Origin of the sequence: Shewanella sp. 10N.286.52.E4, from assembly GCF_041468785.1 — a bacterium.
In the GTDB taxonomy this organism is placed as follows: Bacteria; Pseudomonadota; Gammaproteobacteria; order Enterobacterales; family Shewanellaceae; genus Shewanella; species Shewanella electrodiphila.
Genome location: NZ_JBFRJJ010000011.1, coordinates 20,822 through 45,276, shown reverse-complemented (window position 1 = coordinate 45,276; position 24,455 = coordinate 20,822). Strand labels below are relative to the sequence as shown.

The following is a 24,455-nucleotide window of genomic DNA, read 5'->3' as shown; positions in this document are numbered from 1 at the left end:
TCGGCTTATCTGTGAGAACGGAGCGCATATTAGCGAGTCACTTTAATATCGTCAACGACTTTTTTTACAAACTGGTTCATCTGCTGTTTTTACAAACAAAAAATTCTGTTTTTAATAAATCGTTTAGCCATTATTCATGACATGCCTATGCCTGACTGGTAGAATACGCCACGTTAAATTTTACCTCAATCGCGCCATATAAAGGAAACTATACACACATGACAGCCCAAAACATTGATGGCAAAGCGATAGCTCAATCTATAAGAACCACATTAAAAGAAAAAGTATTGACGCGCAAAGCAGCTGGAAAACGTGTTCCTGGTCTTGCTGTAATTTTAGTTGGCGCTGATGCGGCATCACAGGTTTATGTTGGCAGTAAACGTCGCGCCTGTGAAGAAGTTGGGTTTGAGTCATACTCTTATGACCTTGAAACCACCACAACAGAAGCAGAACTGCTTGCACTGATTGATCAATGTAATGACGATCCAAAAATCGATGGCATATTAGTACAGTTGCCATTACCTGATCATATTGAAGACTCGAAAGTCATTGAGCGTATCAGACCTGATAAAGACGTTGATGGTTTCCACCCATACAATGTAGGGCGCTTAGCTCAGCGTATCCCAGTACTTCGCTCATGCACGCCAAAAGGCATTATCACCTTAATCAAATCGACAGGAATTGACACCTACGGTTTAGATGCAACCATTGTAGGTGCATCAAATATTGTCGGTCGTCCAATGACACTAGAGTTATTACTTGCAGGGTGTACAACCACAACATGTCATCGCTTTACTCAAAACCTTGAACAGAAAGTACGTCAGGCCGATTTACTGGTTGTTGCAGTGGGTAAACCTGGGTTTATCCCTGGTGATTGGATTAAGCCTGGCGCTATTGTTATCGATGTTGGTATTAACCGACTTGAAAACGGCAAACTTGTTGGTGATGTAGAGTTTGATATAGCAGCTGAAAAAGCCGCATTTATAACGCCAGTCCCGGGTGGTGTAGGCCCGATGACGATTGCAAGCTTACTTGAAAATACCTTGTATGCCGCTGAGCAATATCACGACTAATCAATTTACTGTGCTCATCTGAATCAACTGATTATTCGTTTATTCGTTTATTCGCCCCCACAAAAAAGCCTGCTCAATGAGCAGGCTTTGTTATTTAAGACTTAACTTTCAGTTTGGATTACGACTTTTTACGCCAAGTCGTGCCTTCTTCGCCATCTTCTAAAACAACATTTAATGCGTTTAGTCTATCGCGCGCCGCATCTGCTGCAGGCCAGTCTTTTTCTGTACGAGCACGATTACGCTCAACAATAAGCGCTTCAATCTCTGCAACTTCATCATCACTTCCTTCACCTTGGAAGAAAGTATCAACGTCGCGATTGATTAAGCCTAATACATCAGTCAAGGATTTTAGGCTCACACCTAACGCACTTGCTTGTGTCATATCGACTAATTTCAAACGATTAATTTCGCGTACCATTTCAAAAATAACTGAATAGGCTTCAGGCGTATTAAAATCATCATCCATCGCTGTGTTAAATTTGGCAATAAATTCTTGTGCAGGCGCTGCGGCAACAGTTAAATCTAACCCTTTAAGCGAAGTATAAATGCGCTCAAGTGCAGACTTTGCCTGCTTCAAGTTATCTTCAGAGTAATTTAACTGGCTACGGTAATGACCAGACAGTAAGAAATAACGAACCGTTTCAGGGTCGTAATGCGCTAATACATCACGAATAGTAAAGAAATTGCCTAATGACTTAGACATTTTTTCTTTATCAACCATGACCATACCTGTATGCATCCAGTAGTTCACATATTGTGAACCATGGGCACAGCAGGATTGAGCGATTTCATTTTCATGATGGGGGAACTGTAAATCACTACCGCCGCCATGAATATCAAAATGCTCGCCTAAATGCTTACTGTTCATTGCTGAACATTCGATGTGCCAGCCCGGACGACCTGGTCCCCATGGCGATTCCCATGTTGGCTCACCTGGTTTAGACATTTTCCATAATACAAAATCCATAGGATCGCGCTTAGTATCTTCTACTTCTACACGCGCACCAGCTTGAAGTTGCTCAAGGTTTTGCCCTGATAGGCGTCCGTATTGCGCATAAGAAGACACACTGAATAACACATCGCCATTATCAGAGACATAAGCATGCTCTTTGGCAATTAATGTTTCAACCATTTCGATAATTTCATCGATATGTAATGTCGCGCGAGGTTCGAAATCTGGGCGCATCATGTTTAATGAATCGAAATCATTATGCATTTCGCCAATCAAACGCTCTGTTAACGTATCGCAACTTTCTTTGTTTTCAGCAGCACGTTTAATGATTTTGTCATCAACGTCAGTAATATTACGAAGGTAATTCACGTCATAACCACGGTAACGTAAGTAACGAACAATCATATCGAAAGAAACAAAAGTACGACCATGACCAATGTGACATAAATCGTATATGGTGATCCCACATACATACATGTCAATTTTGCCTGGATTAATCGGCTTAAATTCTTGCTTTTCACGACTCATACTATTGTAAATTTTCAACATCGATGGTTCTCTTTTACTCGTTTTAATACCAATATAATGGGAACAAAGTCTATCATGAGCAACACTGTTTTGAACACTGCACTTTAAGCCTCAAGTTAGATAAGTTAGAATCGCGCAACAATTTTTATCTAGGTATTTAAATATGATCACTTTGCACACAAACATGGGCGACATCAAAATTGCTCTAAATGCTGAAAAAGCGCCTCTTACTGTTGAAAATTTCATCAAGTACGTTAAAGACGGTTTTTACGACGGTACCGTTTTTCACCGTGTGATTGATGGTTTTATGGTTCAAGGTGGTGGTTTCACTGAAGATATGGTTCAGAAAACACCTAACGCTGCTGTAAAGAATGAAGCGAATAACGGCCTATCAAACAAAGTTGGCACATTAGCAATGGCGCGTACTTCTGATCCGCATTCGGCGACTGCGCAGTTCTTCATTAACGTTAGCGACAACACTTTCTTAGATCACAAAGCAGAAACTGGCCAAGGTTGGGGTTACTGTGTATTTGCTGAAGTAGTTGAAGGCATGGACATCGTAGAAAAAATTAAAGGTGTTAGCACGGGTAACCGTGGTATGCATCAAGATGTACCACTGGAAGCAGTAGTCATCAACAGTGCGTCTATTGCTGAATAATCAATAGTGCATACTGTATTTATGGGCGATTTGCACTTAAGTGCAGATCGTCCTGATATCTCACAAGCCTTTATCGATTACCTCGATTCAGATTTATCTGACGTTGAGGCGATGTATATCATTGGTGATTTGTTTGAAGTTTGGACCAGTGATGACATTGCTGAACCATTTACTGACGTCATAGCGGCGCACATCAAACAAGTGTCTGAAAACATGCCAGTGTTTTTTATTCATGGTAATCGTGATTTCATGATAGGCAAAGAATTTGCTGCTAAATCTGGCATGCAATTGCTACCAGAAATTAAAATACTCGATTTATATGGCATCAAAACGGTTGTGCTGCATGGTGATAGCTTATGTACTCTTGATAAGTCTTATCAGCGTTTTCGCCGCTTTAGAAATTCGGCCATTGTGAAATGGATATATTGCCACTTACCTAAGTCAACTAGACAAAAAATTGCAGCTGATATCAGGCACAAAAGTCAAAATGGCAATAAAGATAAAAGCTATGTGATTATGGATGTTGAGCAAACAGCGGTTGATGCATTACTCAGTGACACTGATTGCCAAAGAATGATCCACGGCCACACTCATCGCCCAGCCATTCATGAGTTAAACAATAATAAACAACGTATCGTTGTCGGTGATTGGTACGATCAAGGCAGCATTTTAATTGTAAAAAAAGACAGTGCTGAATTACAGCAACTGCCCTTCTCTGCTAAAAAATAATCAGCTCTAGTTGCTGATAACTTTTATTCAGCCAACCAATAATCGCACTAAATCATCCTATGGTTAACAATCACGCTCTGATTAAACTGATTGTCTTGAGGTTTAAACTGGTAAGCCACTATGAAACTTAAAGTCTTCGTCGGGCAATAAAATCAAATCTGCTTCTACAGTGGCAAAAAAAGCGACCCTTTCACTGATATCTTTGCCTGAAATAGACTCTGCAAGTGATAAGTAGTCTTTGTAATGCCGCGCTTCTGATCGAAGTAAAGAGATATAAAACTTTTCTAAATCAGCATCAAGGTGTGGAGCAAGTTTCGCAAAACGCTCACACGACCGAGCTTCAATAAACGCTCCAATAATTAACTTATCGACTAATGCATCAGGTTCAAACGTTTTAACGTGCTTCATCATGCCTTTAGCATAGCGACCCGCTTCAAGAAGTTCATAAGGGACATTCTTTTTTTCCATCAGCTCCATGACTTGATAGAAATGATGTAATTCTTCTTTAATCAGCAGCACCATTTTATCAACGAGATCTTGTCCATAAGGACAGTTTTCTCTCACAATAACTTGCTTGGTAATATTACTTTTACCTTTTAAAGAGCTTAGATCGCCAATACGTTTGTAAGCAAACTCTTCATAAGGTTTAACCCACTCAGTTAATCTATTAGCACTTTCTTTATCTACAGCGTATTTCCGAATAAGGAACATCGCACTTTGCGCCGCTTTAAGCTCACAAAGTAAATGGTCGCGTAATATAACCGATAGATTATCAGAATGGCTCGCTTTTTTAATCCAACTATCTGGTGTCTCACACTTTAAAAAACGATAAATGGGCGCCAATAATTGCTGCATGTACTTAAACTTTTGTTAGGGTTTGAACGTATTTTACCTTCGTTGAGGATATTTCTACAGATAAAACACGATTAACCCTTGACGAATCGATGCTTATGTTCAATAAATAGTCTATACATCTTCGTAACAATAGTTGCTAAAGTTGTATTTCGATTGCCTTTAATGGATAAACTTCTATAGGGATGAAGTTATTACTGTGATTAAATCGCTCAAAAAGCAGAGCATTTAAGACAGTATGTGTTGGACTGATTAAGGCGGTTGATATATGGGGCTATGATCAGTTCGTCTGAAGTTTGGCGAGCTATGTATGAATGCTAAACAAGGATAATAACAATGATACTAAATCACTTAATGGGGCTATACACTCATCCGAAGGAAGAGTGGAAAACAATTGAACGCAACCATGAGGCTGTCAAAAGCAGTCTCAGTCACATCTTACTTATCGCATTAATTCCTGCAGTATGCAGCTTTATCGCAACAGCTTATATTGGATGGCACCCTGCAAATGGTGAACCATTATTTTTAACCCCACAAAGTGCAATGTTTATGTCTGTGGGCATGTATTTCGGATTGATTGGCGGTGTTTTAGCGCTAGCTTATTTATCTTATTGGATGGCTAAGACCTTCGACGCCTCTCCAACATTCACTCAAGCCTTAGAATTAGCAGCTTACACAGCGACACCATTATTCATGGTCGGTATTTCAGTTTTATATCCAGTGTTATGGTTTATCATGCTGGTTGGACTTGCTGGTTTAGCCTACTCAGTATATTTACTCTATGCAGGCGTACCTATCATCATGAATATTCCCGAAGAAAAAGGCTTTATTTATGCCAGCTCTGTAGTGACTGCAGGACTCGTGTTATTAGTCGGCTTAATGGGAAGTAGCGTTATTTTATGGAGCTTAGGCTTTGGACCTATGATGCAATAAATATTTATATACTATAATTAAAGGCGCTTTCAGCGCCTTTTTTATTGCGTAAATGATTTAGCCTTTTTCGCTCAGTTTGAAATAATTATGTTTAGGATAAAATATGACCAAAAACACCTACCAAAAAATACTCTTTGTTGTATTACTCCTAGCCAGTCTTTTTGCCATTAATTACTGGGTAAAATCTCCTCCTTCGCCAGTTGAGCAAGAGAATAATTCATATGTTGCAAAGTCACCTAGCAAATCTGCTAATACCGAACCTTCAAATACCAAGCTTGCTAATGCAAAACCTAAACCTGTAATAAACAAGAGTAGCCAACCACCTGCTAAAGACATTAGTTTGAACTCTTTAGATGAACTAATCGAATTGTTTAACTCACTTAATTACAACACAGAAAACTGGGCCGCTGGAGTTAGAGAGGTCCCTCGCTTAACGTTTGAAAGTGTCAGCGAGAAATGGCAACAAACATCTAATGAAATACCGGTACAACTAAAAAAAATGGTATTTTTTAGGTTAATGGCGCCACTTATTCTTATCAGCAATGAGAACATAACAATAGAAAGAGAAACAGTTAAAGAGGCTTCCTTAAATGATGAGCAACTGATCACTATTGCTCGTAAATACCGAGTCATTAATGATCACCTTGAGGCAATAACCGAAGAACAACGCCAGCAGCTATTAAAACGTGTTGATATCATGCCACCTTCTCTAGTATTGGCTCAGGCGGCAGAAGAAAGCGGCTGGGCAACCTCGAGGTTTACTCTTGAAGGTAATGCTTTCTTTGGCCAATGGGACTTCAGTGGTAATGGCATGATCCCAAAACAACAACGAAAAGAGTTAGGCAATTATGGCTTAGCTCGTTTTGACACGCCTCAAGCTTCTGTTGAAGGCTATATGCTCAATATCAACACTAATGCTGCCTATTTGAAATTACGTGAGCTACGAAGAGATTTAAGAGCAAATAATCAGCCAATTACAGGTTTAGAGTTAGCCAATACATTGGATAAATACTCGGAACGAGGCCAGGCATATATTGATGGAATTCAACAAATGATTCGATTCAATAAACTTGAACAAGTAGATGAAGCTTATCTCAGCGAAAGTGCTCCGCTACATTTGATAACAGCTAATCAATAACTTATTTTCAATTCGCTTTTGAGCTTTCAAATGCTAATAAAAAAATGCCAGAGTATTCACTCTGGCATTATTTATTTTAAATCCCGTTTTAAGCAACGAGGCATTAACTGCTATATTAACTGATTATGCGAAAGAGTCACGCAATGGCACAGTCAAATTGAACACTAAATGCTCTTTACTAGAATCTTTATTGTCCGCACAGAAGTAGCCTTCACGCTCAAACTGATAAGCTTTTTCAGCTTCAGCATTCACTAGGCCTGCTTCTGCAACTCCCTGTAAGACAACCAATGATTCACTATTGATAACTTCATCAATAGTATCGAATGCCGCTGGGGTTGCATCAGTAAATAAACGATTATAAATGCGGAACTCAGCAGGTTTAGCAGTACTTGCTTCGACCCAATGAATCACACCTTTTACTTTACGACCGTCACTTGGGTTCTTACCCAAGGTTTCGTTATCGTAAGTACAATAAACCGTTGTGACATTACCTTCGTCATCTTGTTCAAAGCGCTCAGCTTTAATCACATAAGCATTACGTAAACGAACTTCTTTGCCTAATACTAGGCGTTTGAAATGCTTATTTGCTGATTCACGAAAATCTTCCGCATCTATAAATAGCTCTTTACCAAAAGCTAATTCGCGCGTACCCATTTCTGGTTTATTAGGGTGCATTGGTGCATTGATCGTTTCAGGCGTTGCTGAAGGATAATTCTCAATAACCACTTTAATTGGTCTCAATACAGCCATTGCTCTCGGTGCATGTTCGTTTAATTCTTCACGAATACAAGCATCTAGAACACCACCTTCAATCAAGTTTTCTTGCTTGGTCACACCAATGCGTTGACAGAATTCTCGAATCGATGCAGGTGTATAACCTCTACGACGTAACCCTGCAATAGTAGGCATGCGAGGATCATCCCAGCCGTTAACTAAATTATTAGTCACTAGGTCGTTCAATTTACGTTTCGACATCAAAGTGTACTCAAGATTCAATCTTGAAAACTCATATTGACGAGTACGGTTAGGCTGATTGAAATCATCCAAATGATCTAATACCCAATCGTACAAACGACGGTTATCTTGAAACTCTAAGGTACATAATGAATGCGTAATATTTTCAATGGCATCAGAAATACAATGAGTAAAGTCGTACATTGGGTAAATACACCACTTATCACCGGTTTGGTGATGATGTGCAAAGCGAATACGATAAATGACAGGGTCGCGCATACACATGAACGGCGAAGCCATGTCAATTTTAGCTCTTAGTGCACATTCACCTTCTTTGAATTCTCCTAAACGCATTTTCTCAAATAACGCTAAGTTTTCTTCAACAGAAGTGTCGCGATAAGGACTGTTCTTACCAGGCTCTTTTAATGTGCCACGGTACTCACGCGTTTCTTCTGCATTTAAGAAACAGACATAAGCCAGACCTTTAGTGATTAACTCCACCGCATACTGGTGTAGTTGATCAAAATAATTAGACGAATAACGAATTTCACCAGACCAATCGAAACCTAACCAACGAACGTCATCCTGAATTGAATGAACATAATCGATATCTTCTTTTTCAGGATTGGTATCATCAAAGCGCAAGTTACACTGACCTTGATAATCTTGTGCAATACCAAAATTCAAACAAATAGACTTCGCATGACCAATATGTAAAAAACCATTTGGCTCTGGCGGGAAACGGGTTTGCACACTAGTGTGCTTGCCACTTTTTAAGTCTTCATCAATGATATTACGTATGAAGTTACTTGGACGTACTTCGTTGTCCACTTGACTCATGGAGTTCCTCTTAGTGCACGATGGTAAAATTTTCAGACCTTCGATGATCCTACAGTTTTACGCGAGTTACAATGCCTGTTTGATAAAAATAATAGTCTAAAAACAAAAAACCAGCATTTATCAAAATGCTGGTTTTAATTTGAACATTAAAAAGGCTTATTCAGTGATAACTCTTACACCTGGAATAATCTGTTGGTTCTTCTTACCTTGTTTCTTAAGCCAGAAATAATAGCCCACTAAAGCAATAGTAAAGAATGAAATCCAGCTGACCGATTGCACTGGGTGTTTGGCAATATTAGCACCTTGATACACCACGGTAGCACTGCCGTAAGCTAAAGCAAATGTCCATAAAGCCGCGAATCGAGCCCACTTGTTACCGAACTCATTCACTAATGCACCCATTGCAGCAACACAAGGCGTATATAGCAATACGAATAATAGGTAAGAAAATGCAGCCACCTTAGTGGTAAAGCCAGCTTGAAGTGCGCTAAACGTTGAGCGATCCACGCCCTGCTCCTCAGCAGCTTCTTCAATACTTTCAACATTACCCACATCTAATGACAATGGATCCTCAGGTGCAATACCAAATAGGTTCTCAGGAATTGTACCTAATGCTTCTGAGAAGCTTTCAGAAAGGCTTGCAAGCTCTTCATCACCATCAGATGGATCTGAATAAAGACTGTTTAATGTGCCTACAACAGCTTCTTTCGCAAAAATACCTGTAATAATGCCTACTGTTGCTGGCCAGTTATCTTGCTCAACACCCATTGGCGAGAATAACGGAGTGACTTTTTGGCTTAATACACTTAGTACAGATTCTTTACTGTCTTCATGGCCAAAGCTACCATCAGTACCAATAGCATTTACAAAGTTAAGCAAGGTCACCACAATCACAATGGTTTTACCTGCACCTAAAATAAAACTTTTTGTACGCTTAGTTGTACGGGAAAACACTGCTTTAAGCTTAGGCATTTCATAGCTAGGCAATTCCATTACAACCGCGCTGCTACTTCCTGGTAATACTGTGCTTCTTAGTAATAAACCTGTACCCACTGCAGCAATAATACCGATGATATAAAGTAAAAAGACTAAGTTTTGTCCTGACTCAGGAAAAAACGCAGCAGCAAACAATGCGTAAACCGGTAAACGTGCACCACAAGACATGAATGGCGCCATCATGCCTGTCACGATTCTTTCTCTTTCACTGCCTAAAGTACGGGTAGCCATAATCGCTGGTACTGAACAACCAAAACCAACAATCATTGGAACGAATGCTTTACCCGGAAGACCGATACGACGCATCAAACCGTCGACCACAAAAGCGGCTCTAGACATGTAACCCGACGCTTCTAATACTGACAAGGCTAAAAAGAGCGCTGCAATGACAGGAATAAAAGTCGCTACTGTTTGGATACCCTGGCCAATACCGCCTGCAAGGATTGTTACAAGCCAAACTGGCGAACCAATCGACTCTAGTAGTGCACCGAACTGATCAACAAATACAGCACCTGCAGCGATATCGAAGAAATCGATAAATGCACTACCAACATTGATACTGAACATGAACATCAAGTACATAACAAATAAGAATACTGGCACCCCTAAAACCGGGTGTAATAATACTTTATCTAACTTGTCACTGGCACTTTCGTGCCCTGCAATATCAACTGAACCATCGAAAACTTTTTGAACGAAATCAAACCGTGTTGTAGCTACCAATACTTCAATATCAGTACCTGATTGTTCTGCTATTTGGGTGCATTCTTTGACAACATCTTTAAGGTTAGTGCTATCACATTGACCGCAACCATTACCATTGCCCAACATAGCTAATGCACGACCGCGGCTGAGCTCTTCTGAATGGCGCTGTAAAGTTTTTACGCCTGACTCAATACTTTCATCGTATTGAAGCATAAGCGGTGATTCAGTTATTTCACCATTTAATAATCTTAATACTTGATCTTGCACTTGCTTTACGTCTGCTTCTTTTCGTGAGCAAACAGCAATGACAGGACAACCTAACTCTTTACTCATTAACGCTAAATCAGTATTGATACCCAATTTTTTGGCAGCGTCGATTTTATTAAGCACCACAACCATAGGAACACCAAGCTCTCTAAGTTGTACGGTTAAGTAAAGGTGTCTTTCAATGTTTGTCGCATCAACTAAATTAATGATGCCGTCAACACGTTGCTCAGCGAGATATTGTTGTGCTATTTGCTCATCTAAAGAACAGTCACAACTATTGCCAGCTGGTAGTAAATCATATATTCCCGGTAAATCTGTTAAATGAACATCTGTATTATCTAGGGTGAAATAACCTGTTTTTTTCTCAACAGTCACGCCAGACCAGTTCCCCACTTGCTGGTTAGAACCTGTCAAAGCATTAAATAAAGTAGACTTACCTGCATTTGGGTTGCCTACTGTTACGCAATGGAATTCTTTAGTCATTTGTTACTACCACCTCAATAATATCCGCTAAATCACGGCGCATACATAAACGGCTGCCTCGTAACTCTAATTCAACGCCTGATCCCATCGGTGCACGGCGGAGCATTTTGAACGCTGTATGAGGTGTAATCCCCATTGATAACAATTTACGCTTTACCGTTTGAGGTAAAGAGAGTTGACCGATTTCAGCAATCTTCGCCGTGTCTCCGGGGTTGAGTTCACTGAGCTTCATTAGACATTCACCTTGCGTTCAAAAATTTTGTTATGGGCTGATTTTATATGAGCCATGTAAGCAATACCTTTACCTAGATCATGTTTTGTAAGTGGAAACGAGAATAGTTTTCAATTGTATTGGTAATTATGTGATAAATATCCATGTTTAAGAAGATATTTTGTGTATTAATTTTGTAAATTTACAGATAAAAGAAATTCGTGTTGTCTTTCGTGTTATCTAGGCTAATGAACGTATGTCAGATTGAAGCAAGCCAAATACGTGTTCATCAATTTTCACATCACCGATTCTATGGTTTTCTCTAAGCAAACCTTCCTCAATGAAACCACACTTTTTCATGACTTGTGCTGAAGCATTATTCTTTACCGCGCAATGACCAATAAACTTTTCAATATTAAACTGGAAAATTCCCCAATCAATTACCGCTTTAAGACTTTCTGTACCATAACCAAATCCCTGCTTACTCGGTGTGATCAAGTAACCCACTTCAGCCCTATTCATTATTTCACAATCACGAATAAATCCCGTCAACCCTACAAATTCATGAGTATCAACAGTTTCAATAACCAATGTTAGCCATTTACCTGATTGAAAATCCCAAGGTAATAAGCGTTGCTCAAAAGTAGTTTTAATATCTTCTTCTGAAGTAAATTCCCTAATATATTTCAAAACCGATGGGTCTGAATTTATGGCGAAAACATTAGCCCAATCTTCCTTTTTAATTGTTCTGATCACTAACCTATCCGTATACAGTTCAACCATTTCACATTCCTTATGCGCTTCATATTTTAAAGACAAAAAAGGCAGCCGAAGCTGCCTTCAACGATTAATGTTGAATTAACCGCGGCTAGTCACCTCAAGCAGGTGATAACCAAATTGAGTTTTTACAGGACCCTGCACTTCATTTAATGGAGCACTAAATACCACTTCATCAAATTCACGAACCATCATTCCAGGACCAAATGAACCCAATTCACCGCCTTGCGCACCTGAAGGACAAGAAGAGTTCGCTTTTGCGATTTCAGCGAAATCAGCACCTGCAACGATTTGTTGCTTCAATTGTTCACACTGCTCTTCTGAACTAACTAAAAGGTGTCTTGCTGTTGCCTGTACCATGGTGAACCCCTACTTTTAAATAATAAAACGTAAAATATTAGGGAGCATCAATTGCTCCCTAAATTTAAATAACAATCGCTAAGCTAACAGTAATTAACTATTTTGCCAATTCAGTTTCAACCCAACGTGCAATCTTTTTCTCCATAACCGCCATTGGTAATGAACCAGTGGTTAATATTTGGTCATGAAAACCTTTCAGATCAAATTTCTCACCCAGTTGCTCTTCAGCATCAGCTCTTAGCTTCAAAATCGTAAGTTGACCGATTTTATAAGATAAGGCTTGGCCTGGAATTGCCATATACCGTTCAACCTCGGCGACAATATCTGACTCCGCCATTGGCGAGTTATCTTTCATGTATTGAATTGCCTGCTCTCGACTCCAACCTTTAGCATGCAGACCAGTATCGACCACTAAGCGCATTGCACGTAACATTTCATCTGACAGCTTACCGAAATATTGGTAAGGGTCATTAAATAGGCCCATTTCGATCCCTAAATATTCCGCATATAACGCCCAACCTTCTTCAAATGCCGTGTAACCTTGAAAGCGTTGAAATTCAGGTATACCAGTAAGCTCTTGCTTGATGGCAATTTGAAAATGATGACCAGGAGCGGCTTCATGTAAAGAGAGCGTCGTCATGCCCCACTTTGGTTGAGCTTTTAGGTTATAAGTGTTGATGTAAAACACACCAGGGCGAGACCCATCCACAGCTGGAGATTGATAAGAAGCGCCTGCTGCTGATTGTTCTCTAAAGCTTTCAACAGGTTTTACTACATAATCTGCTTTGGGCATAACATTGAAGTATTTTGGTAACTCTTTATTAATGTCATCTTTCAACGACATATAACCATCAATAAGCCCCTGTCTTTCACTGAAGAAGTATTCAGGTTCACTCCCTAATGATGCAAAAAACGCAGTTAAATCGCCTTCAAATTTTACTTGTTCTCTCACCACATCCATTTCAGTTAAAATACGTTTTACTTCAGACAAACCAATTTGATGAATTTCATCTACTGACATTTTTGTTGTTGTATGGCTATTGGCTAGAGATTGGTACCATTCTTTACCATTAGGAAGTCCCCACCAACCGTCAGATGCTCTAGCATGAGGTAAATACGTCTCATTAAAGTAATTTCGTAATTGTGTTAATGCTGGTAATAAATCAGCTTCAATTAACACACTATATTCATCTGTTATGGCTTTCTTTTCAGCTTCGCTAAAATCATCTGGTAGTGCATTAACTGGCGCATAAAATAAGCTTTCACTTGGTGATGAAACTAATTGAGCATCTAATTGAGGAATAATACGTTCAACTAACACTTTAGGCAGCACAACTTTGCTCTTAATACCTTCATCCATTTGAGATTGGGCTAAAACAGTCCAATTAATAAAACCTTTTAGACGACCTAACCAATTTTGATAGTCTTCAACTGTTTTGAATGGTTGAGCGCTCTCACCGCTGCCTAACTGAATCATACTAATGACAGTGCTATAAAACTGATTCATAGGCATCAAGTATTCAGGATAAGACTCAGCAACTAAATCCATGTGACGATCATAGATAAACATGTCAAAACTCAGCGCTAAGTTTTCAGGTAGTTGCTCGACATCAATTGATTTAGCTTGCTTTAAATAGCGAGAATTAAGCTCATGTCTTTGCTTAAGGTAGGCCGGTGTTAATGAACCACCAAACTGATCGTTGTAATCATTAACCCCTACATATGTGGCATAAATGGGTTCTAAAGCCAATAAATCTTTAAAATAGCTATCAGCCATTTGGTTATATCGCTCTGCTTCTGATTGTGTTGCAGATTCAGGTGCTTCTGTAGTCGAAGTATTTTTGTTACTAACATTATTAGTAATATTTTTATCGTTACAAGCTGATAAGGCAACAACAGCTGCAATAGCTACTGCTAGAATATTTTTGTTCATTGGTATTTCCCTATTTGCGGCAACAAGTTTACCGAAATCAATTGTTAATCTAGTTTTAATTTTTATGAGTAATTTATGGAATTTAGCGACTAAAAGCCAGTAGAAAACTGTAACAGAGGATAACAAAGAAAACTGATTATTACAGATAACTATAAGATTAACAGGCATAAAAAAAGCCCCATAAAGGGGCTTTTTTATTAACAAATATTATAACGTAATATTGTTAATACGTGCTTTTTCTTTAATATAAGAAATATAGCTATTAGCACTACGCTTCGTCTTGCTGTACTTAGCAGCTCGATTTGCACGTTTGTAAGCAGACTTATACTGCTTCAAACTTAAATGCGCTAATGTTAACTCAAGTTCTGCTTCACCTGGCTCATCTAAACCAATTGACAGTGCCTTTTCAAACACAGGAATTGCAGATTTTGGCTTTTCAGCTATTGCTAAAATCTTACCTTGTTTAAGGTAAAGATCAGCGTCACCTGACAACTCAGCGGCTTGGCCATAAAGTTTAGCAGCTTTCGTGAAGTCCTTAGCATTATGATAGAAACCGGCTAAAATCTTAATTGTCTTTTCAGACTCTTTGATTAAACCAGATTTCATATGCTTTTCATAAAGCTTAGCAGCATTAATTGGAGCACCGTTTTGCGACATAAGCTGAGCTAGACGAGTAATGTTACCGTCAGACTCAAGAAAACCATTTTTATAAGCTAAATCATAAGTTGCTAATGACTTAGTGTAATCTTCAGTCATCAAATAAAATTGAGCAAGCTGAACCCAAAGACGTTTGTCGTCTTGGAATAAAGGCACCATAACTTCTAGTATCTTTACAGCTTCTTTATACTTCTTCTGGTTGAAGAAAGCAGTCAACTTCATTTGGTAAAGGCCTTTATCAGGCTTTTCAACTAACGAAAGACCTTTATCGGCTACTTCAAGGACTTTATCCCACTGTTTAAGTTCACTGTAGGCAATACCGACACGACGGTATACTACTGGGTCAACTTTACAAGTGAAATCCATCCACTTGTAGTAGTAAGGAATAGCGTCTTTGAACTTCTTTTCCTGAAGTAACAAATCAGCATAGAGACGTAATGTCGCAGCATGATCTGTACCACCAAGAATATCAGCATCAACAGCAGTTTTTAAGTATTTAACTGCTGTCGCCATTTGACCCTTTTCAGCATAAAACGAACCGATCATACGATCGATATACGCTTTATCGAAATCATTTTTAGTATTAACTTCTAATAAGATTTCAATCGCTTGGTCAAGACGGCCTTCTGTATATTCTTCAAAAGCTTTTTGAACTTTTTTACCAGCACTTGCACCAACAGCTCTAGATTGACGGTCATCAATCGGACACTTTTCAGCGGCTTGAGCTGTTGAAACAGCAAGTAGAGAGCTAGATGATAAAGTCAGTAATAACGCACTAGCTAGTGTAGATATCTTACGCATTAGTTACCTCCTTTATCCAATGAGAAATCAAGCTGTACTGTCATATTAGGAACTTTCATTGCTTTTCCATCAATGATCTTAGGCTTATATTTCCATTTCTTTAGTGCTCTAACTGCTTCGCGGTTAAATAAACGTTTAGGTTCAGCTTTAATAACTTTAACATCTTCGATTCCGCCGAGTTCATTAATAGTAAATGAAAGTTGAACATAACCTTCTTTACCATCACGTGCTGCAGCAATTGGGTATTGAGGATCAATACGTACAATTGGTGTTGCATCACCGTCTCGCGTCATCATGTTGCCAAGTTTAAAACCTGTGCTAGCACCGCCTGCCACAACACCACTCATATTAAATGCCATATTCGTATCAATATCTGATGACGTGTCAGGCGGAGTCGTATCCGGCTTTGGTGGTTGCTCAGGTGGCGCTGGTGGCTTCGGTTTAACCCTTGGCTTGTCCTGAACTTTCGTATCCTGCTTATCCATACTGATCTCAATAATAGGAGAATCAGTTTTGGTATCGGCGCGCTTGGCGCCGCCACCGACCAAGAAGGCCATGAAGACAAACAGGGCGAAAGTAACAGCAGCACCTAAAATGAGTGATACTATTGCTCTCAGCATATTAGTCTTTCCCCGCTGAAATCGAAATTTTATCGATACCCGCTTTCTTAACGTTGTCCATAACCTTAACTACAAGGCCATGCTCGGCTTCTTGGTCTGCTTCGATTAATACAGCCGCTTCAGGTGATTCAGCTAACATACGTTCTACGTTTGCTGTTACACGCTCGATGTCAACCTGACGGTTTTCCATCTTAATTACGCCTGTCTTACTCACACCAATAAAGATGTTTGCAGATTTCTGTTGTGTCGCTGTAGAAGCTTCAGGTTTCTTATAATCAAGACCTGAAGGCTTAATGAACGAAGTCGTCACAATAAAGAAGATAAGCATAATGAACACGATATCTAGCATCGGAGTCATATCTACTTGTGCTTCTTCTTCTACATTTAAATGCTTTTTACGTGCCATTTTAAATACTCTCTCTAGTGGTGTGGCAAGCTATCTTTAAGCTTTTCGAGACTGATTTTCATTTTTGCATCTAATCGAGTGCTAAAAAATACACCAGATAATGCTGCAACCATTCCTGCCATTGTCGGCATGGTTGCCATTGAAATACCAGCCGCCATCATACGAGCGTTACTCGTACCATGAACTGCCATCACATCGAACACTGCAATCATTCCGGTTACGGTACCAAGTAGACCAATCATAGGACAGATGGCTACCAAGGTTTTGATCATCAGCATACGAGCATTCATATCTTGTTTTGCTTGGGACATCCAAGCTTCACGGATACGGTGCGCATACCAAGAGGTTGAATCCTCTCGATTATTCCATAAGTTAATAATACCTTTATGCTCTTTTGGTGCTACCCAATTGACATACCAAAAGCGCTCTAGCATCAATACCCACATTAGGAATAGTACAGCCGCTACCAGCCAGAGGATATCTCCTCCGGTGGCCATGAAGCCCCTGACAGAGTCCCAAACATCCATCAGGATTAGCATCATTAGTCAGCCCTCTTCTCAGCATGCTCTGCAATAATACCAGCGCTTTGCTCTTCAAGAACTTGAACCACTGTTTTACTACGTGCTACTACGATTGCATGCATAAGCATTAATGGTAGTGCAGCAACTAGACCTTGAACAGTTGTCATCAATGCCATTGAAATACCACCAGCCATTAAGCGTGGGTCACCTGTACCGAACAATTGAATTGTTTGGAAGGTTGCAATCATACCCGTTACTGTACCTAGTAGACCCATCATTGGAGCGATAGCTGCTAGTACTTTAATGATTGAGATACGAGCTTCAAGAGCAGGTGTTTCTTTCAAAATTGCTTCGTCAAGTTTCAACTCAAGTGTTTCAACATCAACATCTTTGTTCTCTTGGTAAACCTTAAGAACACGACCTAATGCATTGTTACCTGGATTATTGATATCTTTACGTTGCGCTTTAACTTTAGCACCAACAACATATAGCGTTACTAGACGTTCAATCGAAATTAAAGCACCAAGAACAAGTAAGCCAATAATGATGTAACCAATTGGTCCACCCGCTTCAATACGTTCTTCGATTGTCGCTTTTTGAGTGAATACGCTAAGTAATACGCCACGTGCAGGGTCAACAAATAATTTTTCGTAACCTGAAGTTGCACTAGTGAATGACTTAACACTTGAAACCTGAGCGCCACCCGGTTGTTGTGATAGTTGTTGAATTAAACCAAGGTCTGCGTTGTAAACAACATATTGACCGTCAGCTAATAAGTTATATGCACCAACACGAATAACAGAGGTGTTCTGAACACTACCGTCTAAACCTGTAACGTCTGCATCAAAACTAACAACTTTGCCAGATTCAACCATTTCGAAAAGCTGTGCTTCCCAAAACTGCTCTAGTTCGTTAATTTTAGGTAATTCTTTACGAGCACCTAGTTCTGCAATAAATGCATCACGACCTGGGAACTGTGCAGTAATGTTAGATGAAACTAACTTACCAGCAAAATCACCGGCTTCACCTTTAACAACACCAAACATTTCGCCTAAATCACCAGAAGCAATCTTACGATCTTCTTCTAGTTGTGCAATTTTACGTTCGTTGTCAGTAAAAGCTTGAGCTAAATCTTTACCACGTTGAGTTTCAGCAGCTAAAGCTGATTTTTCACGCTTTAAAAGAGCCGCTTTATCGCCACGCTCATTCAAAAACTCTGCTTCACGCTTTTTGTTTGTTTTACTTGCGTTTGCACGATCTGTCTGTACTTGTTTCAACAATTGTTCAATCGTCTTTGGTGCATCAGCAGCACTAACCATTCCAGACGTTAGTGACAGAGTTGCAGCAACGATTGCTGTAGTAATAAACTTTTTCATTATTGCGCAGCCTCCGCAGCAGGGATTGGTAAGGCGAATAGATCAGGAGCACCTTGACCACGAGCCTGTTTAATTGCTTTGCTTAAGTTACGAAGATAGCTATCTTCTAACTTATCCCAGCTTTTAGAATCTTCGTTATACATCCAAGCCGACTTTTGATCTTGGCTTTGAGCATATAAACTTACTCGACCGAAATTTAAGAAATCAACTAGGATTTCTTTACCGTCAAGTTCTAATTGGCCTGTTTCTGCAATAAGTTTTGAACCGTATTCACGTTCAATATTATATGCATCAAGGATTAAACGGTACTTTTCAGCTAATGTAACTTCAGCACTGTTTAATGTATCTTTTAAGCGTTGAACACGAGTTTCACGCGCTTCAAGATTGAATGGTAGGTCTAAAGCAATGAATTGCTCTAGTGCATCAACCATTTTAAACATTAAAGGAACAACACCTTGTCTAAGAGCATCAACACCGTCGATATCATCTTGAATTAGTTTCATAGTTGCTTCTTGATCTGCAACTAAGCCTGCAACGTAATCGTTGTATGATTTAAGAGACTCACGTTCATCAGCAACTGAGCCATACTCAAATAGCATGTCTTGTGCTTGATCAAAATATTTGTCTACTTTGTTTTGCGACGCAGCAGCATCTGTATGAATCTTAGTATCTGCTTTTTGTACATCGCTTAGAGGATCTGCAATCACGAAGTTGCTGCTAGCTAATGCAAGCGCGCCAACAAGTGCAGTAGCGATTTTTGTTCTATTGCTTACCTTGGACATAGTTCCCAACCAATTTATAGTGAATTAGAAAGCTTAACTAATGAGTAACAACCAAGATTAATTTGTTAATCTTTGTTGCTGCTACTAAGTCTATCTTTCTCTTGTGATTGTTAGTTTTTTCTTCCCTATTCTATACCTGCTAAGGTATAGACCCGCTCGCATCATTTCACAAAATGTTGACCTGTGTCAACAATTGAGAACATCTAAAATACTTGGAAAGACCAGTTAGGTGCTCAAAGTCAAACGAAAGCCTAATTTATAATCATTAAACAATCTATTGGATCATTTGTATCATATAAAGGACAAAAAAAAAGCACCTAGAAGGTGCTTTTTAACTAAGTTTTCAATTTAGAACTTTTGAGAGATTCGAGCAAACCAACTTGCTCCAAATAGACGATAAGTACTTTCATCAGTATTACCGTTAAATGCAGGCTCGATGTATGGAGGCTCTTCATCAGTAAAGTTCTCAACACCTACACTGATTTTAGTACCAGTGTCGAAATTGTAGGTTGCTGAAATATCATGGTAAAAATACGAATCAACTTCATATTGGTGGTTACCTGAATTTGGATCGTTCGGATCATTTAAGGTAGTGCCCCAATATAATAAATCATCATACTGTAAACTTGAGATATAATTTGCAGCATACGCAATGGTTAAATCTTCCCAAGTATAGTTTGCAGTAAAATTAGCTTTATCTGTCGCATAACTAACGTCATTTTCAAAACGACCATTCAAGTCTTCCATCTCAAATGCGAAAGTATCTGAGTTATAAACTTGGTTTTCACGTTCTAAGAAATGAGTCCAAGATAAGTTTAGATTAAAGTCACCAGCTAATGCACTAAATGCATAGTTAGCGTCGAAATCTACACCTTTTGCAGTCATTCTGCTTAAATTGGTGTCTTTTTCACTAATGTAAGATAGTTCACCGTTAGTACGTTCAATGTTTGCACATAGAGATTCGATACCACCGTAATAACAACCTTTAAGCGAATCATCAGCACCAATTGAGTCAATAACATCATCAATTTCAATAGACCAGTAATCAACTGTTAAACCAAAACCTTCGAGGAAATCTGGTGAATAAGCAAAACCAACTGTGAATGTATCACCTTCTTCAGGCTGTAAATCTTCATTACCACCGACCTGAGCCAGTTGTTGAGCATCTAAGTTATTAGAACCACCAGTTGGAACTCCATCAGCCATACAGTAACCTTGTTGAGCTGCTGATAGGGTAGCCCAGTTTGCTGTGCTACATGGATCTGTTGCCGATGGGAATGAATCACTTTCTGGTGAATACAGGTTTGAAATGGTTGGAGCACGGAATACTGTGCCATAAGTAGATCGAACCATTAATCCATCAATGACTTTCCACTCTGCACCTAATTGATAAGTAGTGCTTCCACCAAATGCTGAGAAGTCATCGTAACGAACACCAACTGGCAACTCTAAACTTTCAACTAATGGTAAATCACTTAATACAGGAATTCGGAATTCTGCAAATAAGCTGTTTACGTTGAATCGACCTTGAGTTCCTTTTGATTTATTACCAGTTACTTCACCCATAAACTTACCAGAATCTCTACGGGCTTTATATTCCTCATCGCGATATTCATAACCAACACCACCAGTCATGATACCTGCAGGCAATTCAAATAAATCACCACCAATAAATGCTGTAACAGTTTGAAGAGTATAAATATCAGAATCGACAAGAGGAGCAGTTACATAGTCTAACATTTCTTGTGTAACAGAACCTGGGCCACCAAATACGTTCATTGAAACACAATCGGAAATTGGTGAGGCAGCTGTACCACATACAATATTACCTTCTGCATCTTGGAAAGATGGTCCCATAGCCTTAGCTAAGTTTGGTCCATATAGTTGTCCAAAATCGGTAGAAATTGTTTGGCTATGACCATAGTTATAATTCACATCATAATAGTAGTTATCGCCTAACTCACCTTCAAACCCAATGACTTGTTGGTATCGAGTGATGTCTTGTTCAAAACTACGACCACCTTCTAGCATACGACGTCTTGAACGAACAACATCTTCACCAAACGGGTTGTAGAAGTTATCAACAGAAACACCGTTAAATTCAGTTCCATCTGGAGTAACACCTGAGTATCCAGGGTCAAAACGAGTATCATAAGGTACTGCAGCTAATTCTTGACGAGATTCACGTTTGTTAATGCGAGTCTCTGTGTAAGCACGCATATTATCTGTAAGATCAAACTTCCCTTCAACAAATATGTTTAATTTTTCATAAGGAGTTTGAAGGTAGTTAACTGGTGCGTAGTTATAAGTATCATTGTTTGGGCCACCGCCAACAAAATCTCTCATATCATCGATTGTAGCAATGCCACCATCACAGGTACCATTTGTTTGGCTTGCACCACCAGATGCTAAATAAAAGTTACCACATGGAACAGAACCTGAACCGACTTCAATAACGTTAGCATTGTCTCCAGTACCAATTAATCCATTTTTCCAGAAAGATTCTTCAGCATCTTCACCCCAAACTTGCCAAGGGTAATTTAGGTAATCAATACTTGTATCACCTTGGTATACTTCATCCTGTTTAACCCAGTCAACACCAAAAACTAAATGGCCATCATCAAATGCTTTACCAGCTACAAGGCTGAAGCTAGTTTGAGAGTTTTCGTCTACATCAAATGAATTTTTAGCTTGAGCAGTAATTTCAAGACCTTCAAAATCACTTCGTGTAATAATGTTAACTACACCAGCTACAGCATCTGCACCGTAAGTTGCAGAAGCGCCATCTTTTAATACTTCAATACGTTCAATCATTGAGCTTGGAATATTTTGGAAGTCTGAGCTTACTGGGCGGCGACCATTAACCAAAACAAGTGTTCTAGAAGTACCTAAACCACGAAGCTCAACAAATGTTCCACCATTACCACCATTGTTTGTTGTGGTCATGGCTGGAGAACCAGACATTACTGAGCTATTTTGTAAAAATTGACCTACGTCCTGAATACCTTGTAGGTTCATCTGTTCTGCTGTCACTACCGTAATAGGCGAAGCAGTTTCCATATCAGTTCTCTTGATACGAGAACCAGTTACAGAAATACGCTCAACTTTAGCGCCTTCTTCAGCAGCAAAAGCTACCGGTGAACTAAGTGCTGCCGCAGCTGCACCGCTAATCATTGCTAGACGCACTGATTTCGCTAATAAATTCTTATGCATTGTCAATCTCCCTGGACTTATATCTTTCTTATTTTTCCAACTGAACAAAATCAAGTTGGTGAATGTGTGCGAGTTACACCGCTACTACATTTCAAGAGCAATAAAATCACAAATAAAACATTTATTCAACATATGTTTCATTAACATAACGAGAGATTGAGGCATTAACGCAGTTGATCTGTTCAAATATATGAACACAAACAGAGTTATACTCTGCAGTGTTCATGCAAGCATCTGAAAGAAAACAATTAATTTAATTACCATCAAAAACGCTTAATGTTAAAAATTTGTTTCTATCTGGTTCTTTTTTAAGCTCTAACAAGTAGAAGATATGCCTAATAAAAGCACAAAGCATGTACAAGTAATTAACATCTGTTGTTTCGTTCATAAAAAAAAGGCCAAAAAAAACACCCTAAATAGGGTGTTTTTCAATTTAAAAACGGCTTGTGAAATTATTAAAGCACGTAACGAATACCGAAACCAATTCCGTCATCGTCAGATAACTTCATTGCAGCTTCTTCACTTCCACTAAAGTCGCTGTTATCAACACGACCTTCTAAGTAGATAACTGTATTAGCATCCCAGATGTAATGTAGGCCAGCAACTGTGAATTGACGCTTAAACGTATCACCGTTGTAATCTGCTTTATATTCATCACCAGCATCTAAGATGTTGTATGAAAGGAACGCACGAATGTTGTTATCAAAACGGTATGATAAAAGCGTTTCCACGCCATAAGCTTCTGAAATCAGACGACCTAGGTTATCTGTATCATGGAATTCTTGTTTGCTGTAGTTAGCCGCTGCGTATAGGCCTTCAGCATCCCAACCACCGTAAGTTAAACCGAAGCCATAAATGATATCAGTTTCTTCGATTTTTTCATTTTCAACTGTAGAACCTTTAAACTCACCTACGTTAACACCTGCAGTAACAACAAAGTTGTCAGTGGCTTGGTAAGTTAATGCTAAGCCGTAAGTGTTGTTGTATTCAACGGTCGCAACAGTTTGTTGAGCACTGATCAATGGCGCTGTAGGATTTTCAGGGTTGATACTGCCATCTGAAAGCACATCGAATTCATCTTGTTTAAGCTGTGCTTGGACTGCAAAACTAAAATCACCGAATGCATTACGGTATTGAACTGTTTTGTCACCACGACCGGTACCGTTTACAGAACCATCACCTTTGTTGTACGTGTAAGTACCAGATGCATCACCATCCCATACAAAGCCATAGTTAGTGTTGTAAACTACGTCGTACCAAGCACCCCACTGCTTACCAATTGTCACTGAACCGTAAGTGTCATGATTCACACCAACATAACCTAAACGGTTAGCTAGGAAGTCACCATTTTCATAAGACAATTGGTCATTGTTGTACTGGATTTTACTGTCACCGAAAGGATTTACGCCCCACTCTAATTTAGCAAATGCATTCCAGCCATCACCCATTTGGCGATCGAAACCGAAATTAATACGTGAAGCGCCATTTACAACTTCAGTATCACCTTGTCCGTGATATACACGCGCATCAATAAATCCGCCGATTTCTACAGCGTTTTTATCATCTTTATAGATTTCGATAGCTGAAGCTGCAGGTACGAACATAACAGTTGCAAGTGCTGAAGCGATTAAAGTCTTTTTCATTAAGCTAAACCTTCCCATTTTATTTTCATCATAATTTCTGATAACAG

Annotated in this window: 21 protein-coding genes; 5 read left to right on the top strand and 16 right to left on the bottom strand. The window is 39.2% G+C overall.

What is annotated here, in order from left to right:
• The first annotated feature begins 218 nt into the window (after nt 1-218).
• Entirely contained in the window at nt 219-1,073 is an 855-nt protein-coding gene (gene folD / locus AB4153_RS06255) for a bifunctional methylenetetrahydrofolate dehydrogenase/methenyltetrahydrofolate cyclohydrolase FolD (RefSeq protein WP_102528573.1), read from the top strand.
• 118 nt (nt 1,074-1,191) lie between these two features.
• Here the strand turns inward: folD and cysS are convergent, their stop codons facing one another.
• The gene (cysS, locus tag AB4153_RS06250) at nt 1,192-2,574 is read right to left on the bottom strand and encodes a cysteine--tRNA ligase (RefSeq protein WP_102528574.1); all 1,383 of its coding nucleotides are present in this window, start codon (nt 2,572-2,574) and stop codon (nt 1,192-1,194) included.
• Nucleotides 2,575-2,716: 142 nt separating this feature from the next.
• Between cysS and AB4153_RS06245 the strand changes: the two genes are divergently transcribed.
• Nucleotides 2,717-3,211 carry a peptidylprolyl isomerase gene (locus tag AB4153_RS06245; protein WP_303516654.1) on the top strand — a complete coding sequence of 165 codons (495 nt, stop codon included), beginning with the start codon at nt 2,717-2,719 and terminating at the stop codon, nt 3,209-3,211.
• A 6-nt stretch (nt 3,212-3,217) separates the two neighbouring features.
• Nucleotides 3,218-3,940: a UDP-2,3-diacylglucosamine diphosphatase gene (locus AB4153_RS06240; protein ID WP_229368440.1), complete on the top strand. Its 723-nt coding sequence runs from the start codon at nt 3,218-3,220 to the stop codon at nt 3,938-3,940.
• 102 nt (nt 3,941-4,042) lie between these two features.
• On the opposite strand, the gene miaE is transcribed toward AB4153_RS06240, so the two are convergent.
• On the bottom strand, nt 4,043-4,795 hold the full coding sequence (gene miaE / locus AB4153_RS06235; protein ID WP_371996738.1) for a tRNA isopentenyl-2-thiomethyl-A-37 hydroxylase MiaE: 753 nt from the start codon (nt 4,793-4,795) through the stop codon (nt 4,043-4,045).
• Nucleotides 4,796-5,128: 333 nt separating this feature from the next.
• Here miaE and AB4153_RS06230 point away from each other — a divergent pair, with 333 nt between their 5' ends.
• Together AB4153_RS06230 and AB4153_RS06225 are read left to right on the top strand one after the other, a co-directional pair.
• Nucleotides 5,129-5,725, top strand: a complete 597-nt coding sequence (locus tag AB4153_RS06230; protein WP_102528578.1) for a Yip1 family protein — start codon at nt 5,129-5,131, stop codon at nt 5,723-5,725.
• Between the two features lie 103 nt (nt 5,726-5,828).
• Entirely contained in the window at nt 5,829-6,863 is a 1,035-nt protein-coding gene (locus tag AB4153_RS06225; RefSeq protein WP_371996737.1) for a glucosaminidase domain-containing protein, read from the top strand.
• A 123-nt stretch (nt 6,864-6,986) separates the two neighbouring features.
• Here the strand turns inward: AB4153_RS06225 and glnS are convergent, their stop codons facing one another.
• From glnS to AB4153_RS06155, 14 genes are all read right to left on the bottom strand, one after another.
• Complete coding sequence (gene glnS / locus AB4153_RS06220) at nt 6,987-8,657, bottom strand: glutamine--tRNA ligase (RefSeq protein WP_102528580.1); 1,671 nt, start codon at nt 8,655-8,657, stop codon at nt 6,987-6,989.
• Between the two features lie 156 nt (nt 8,658-8,813).
• A complete protein-coding gene (gene feoB / locus AB4153_RS06215) occupies nt 8,814-11,108 on the bottom strand; it encodes a Fe(2+) transporter permease subunit FeoB (RefSeq protein WP_371996735.1) in 2,295 nt (764 codons plus the stop codon).
• Entirely contained in the window at nt 11,101-11,340 is a 240-nt protein-coding gene (locus AB4153_RS06210; RefSeq protein WP_102528582.1) for a FeoA family protein, read from the bottom strand. Before AB4153_RS06210 ends, feoB begins: the two co-directional genes overlap by 8 nt.
• Nucleotides 11,341-11,559: 219 nt before the next feature.
• Nucleotides 11,560-12,102 (bottom strand): GNAT family N-acetyltransferase, encoded by a 543-nt coding sequence (locus AB4153_RS06205; protein ID WP_371996733.1) that lies wholly within the window; start codon nt 12,100-12,102, stop codon nt 11,560-11,562.
• Between the two features lie 75 nt (nt 12,103-12,177).
• Nucleotides 12,178-12,456, bottom strand: coding sequence for a peptidylprolyl isomerase (locus AB4153_RS06200; protein WP_102528584.1), 279 nt, complete (start codon nt 12,454-12,456; stop codon nt 12,178-12,180).
• Between the two features lie 97 nt (nt 12,457-12,553).
• Nucleotides 12,554-14,389, bottom strand: a complete 1,836-nt coding sequence (locus AB4153_RS06195) for a DUF885 family protein (protein ID WP_303516665.1) — start codon at nt 14,387-14,389, stop codon at nt 12,554-12,556.
• 207 nt (nt 14,390-14,596) lie between these two features.
• Nucleotides 14,597-15,847 carry a tetratricopeptide repeat protein gene (locus AB4153_RS06190; protein ID WP_303516667.1) on the bottom strand — a complete coding sequence of 417 codons (1,251 nt, stop codon included), beginning with the start codon at nt 15,845-15,847 and terminating at the stop codon, nt 14,597-14,599.
• On the bottom strand, nt 15,847-16,467 hold the full coding sequence (locus AB4153_RS06185; RefSeq protein WP_102528587.1) for an energy transducer TonB: 621 nt from the start codon (nt 16,465-16,467) through the stop codon (nt 15,847-15,849). The genes AB4153_RS06190 and AB4153_RS06185 overlap by 1 nt, the downstream gene beginning before the upstream one ends.
• 1 nt (nt 16,468) lies before the next feature.
• Nucleotides 16,469-16,873, bottom strand: a complete 405-nt coding sequence (locus AB4153_RS06180; RefSeq protein ID WP_102528588.1) for a biopolymer transporter ExbD — start codon at nt 16,871-16,873, stop codon at nt 16,469-16,471.
• Between the two features lie 14 nt (nt 16,874-16,887).
• Nucleotides 16,888-17,415, bottom strand: a complete 528-nt coding sequence (locus tag AB4153_RS06175; RefSeq protein ID WP_102528589.1) for a MotA/TolQ/ExbB proton channel family protein — start codon at nt 17,413-17,415, stop codon at nt 16,888-16,890.
• Complete coding sequence (locus tag AB4153_RS06170; RefSeq protein WP_102528590.1) at nt 17,415-18,770, bottom strand: MotA/TolQ/ExbB proton channel family protein; 1,356 nt, start codon at nt 18,768-18,770, stop codon at nt 17,415-17,417. The genes AB4153_RS06175 and AB4153_RS06170 overlap by 1 nt, the downstream gene beginning before the upstream one ends.
• Entirely contained in the window at nt 18,770-19,552 is a 783-nt protein-coding gene (locus AB4153_RS06165) for a DUF3450 domain-containing protein (protein ID WP_102528591.1), read from the bottom strand. The genes AB4153_RS06170 and AB4153_RS06165 overlap by 1 nt, the downstream gene beginning before the upstream one ends.
• Before the next feature lie 348 nt (nt 19,553-19,900).
• Nucleotides 19,901-22,765, bottom strand: coding sequence for a TonB-dependent receptor domain-containing protein (locus AB4153_RS06160; RefSeq protein WP_303516670.1), 2,865 nt, complete (start codon nt 22,763-22,765; stop codon nt 19,901-19,903).
• A gap of 455 nt (nt 22,766-23,220) precedes the next feature.
• Nucleotides 23,221-24,408, bottom strand: coding sequence for a porin (locus tag AB4153_RS06155; protein WP_248955944.1), 1,188 nt, complete (start codon nt 24,406-24,408; stop codon nt 23,221-23,223).
• Nucleotides 24,409-24,455 lie beyond the last annotated feature (47 nt).

Excerpts from the sequence above, each read along its gene's own strand:
- AB4153_RS06200 (WP_102528584.1), bottom strand. The coding sequence starts at position 12,456 with ATGGTACAGGCAACAGCAAGACACCTTTTAGTTAGTTCAGAAGAGCAG.
- folD (WP_102528573.1), top strand. The coding sequence starts at position 219 with ATGACAGCCCAAAACATTGATGGCAAAGCGATAGCTCAATCTATAAGA.
- AB4153_RS06225 (WP_371996737.1), top strand. The coding sequence starts at position 5,829 with ATGACCAAAAACACCTACCAAAAAATACTCTTTGTTGTATTACTCCTA.
- AB4153_RS06170 (WP_102528590.1), bottom strand. The coding sequence starts at position 18,770 with ATGAAAAAGTTTATTACTACAGCAATCGTTGCTGCAACTCTGTCACTA.
- cysS (WP_102528574.1), bottom strand. The coding sequence starts at position 2,574 with ATGTTGAAAATTTACAATAGTATGAGTCGTGAAAAGCAAGAATTTAAG.
- miaE (WP_371996738.1), bottom strand. The coding sequence starts at position 4,795 with ATGCAGCAATTATTGGCGCCCATTTATCGTTTTTTAAAGTGTGAGACA.
- AB4153_RS06245 (WP_303516654.1), top strand. The coding sequence starts at position 2,717 with ATGATCACTTTGCACACAAACATGGGCGACATCAAAATTGCTCTAAAT.
- AB4153_RS06175 (WP_102528589.1), bottom strand. The coding sequence starts at position 17,415 with ATGATGCTAATCCTGATGGATGTTTGGGACTCTGTCAGGGGCTTCATG.
- AB4153_RS06230 (WP_102528578.1), top strand. The coding sequence starts at position 5,129 with ATGATACTAAATCACTTAATGGGGCTATACACTCATCCGAAGGAAGAG.
- AB4153_RS06180 (WP_102528588.1), bottom strand. The coding sequence starts at position 16,873 with ATGGCACGTAAAAAGCATTTAAATGTAGAAGAAGAAGCACAAGTAGAT.
- AB4153_RS06155 (WP_248955944.1), bottom strand. The coding sequence starts at position 24,408 with ATGAAAAAGACTTTAATCGCTTCAGCACTTGCAACTGTTATGTTCGTA.
- AB4153_RS06195 (WP_303516665.1), bottom strand. The coding sequence starts at position 14,389 with ATGAACAAAAATATTCTAGCAGTAGCTATTGCAGCTGTTGTTGCCTTA.
- AB4153_RS06205 (WP_371996733.1), bottom strand. The coding sequence starts at position 12,102 with ATGGTTGAACTGTATACGGATAGGTTAGTGATCAGAACAATTAAAAAG.
- AB4153_RS06210 (WP_102528582.1), bottom strand. The coding sequence starts at position 11,340 with ATGAAGCTCAGTGAACTCAACCCCGGAGACACGGCGAAGATTGCTGAA.
- AB4153_RS06160 (WP_303516670.1), bottom strand. The coding sequence starts at position 22,765 with ATGCATAAGAATTTATTAGCGAAATCAGTGCGTCTAGCAATGATTAGC.
- AB4153_RS06190 (WP_303516667.1), bottom strand. The coding sequence starts at position 15,847 with ATGCGTAAGATATCTACACTAGCTAGTGCGTTATTACTGACTTTATCA.
- glnS (WP_102528580.1), bottom strand. The coding sequence starts at position 8,657 with ATGAGTCAAGTGGACAACGAAGTACGTCCAAGTAACTTCATACGTAAT.
- AB4153_RS06185 (WP_102528587.1), bottom strand. The coding sequence starts at position 16,467 with ATGCTGAGAGCAATAGTATCACTCATTTTAGGTGCTGCTGTTACTTTC.
- feoB (WP_371996735.1), bottom strand. The coding sequence starts at position 11,108 with ATGACTAAAGAATTCCATTGCGTAACAGTAGGCAACCCAAATGCAGGT.
- AB4153_RS06165 (WP_102528591.1), bottom strand. The coding sequence starts at position 19,552 with ATGTCCAAGGTAAGCAATAGAACAAAAATCGCTACTGCACTTGTTGGC.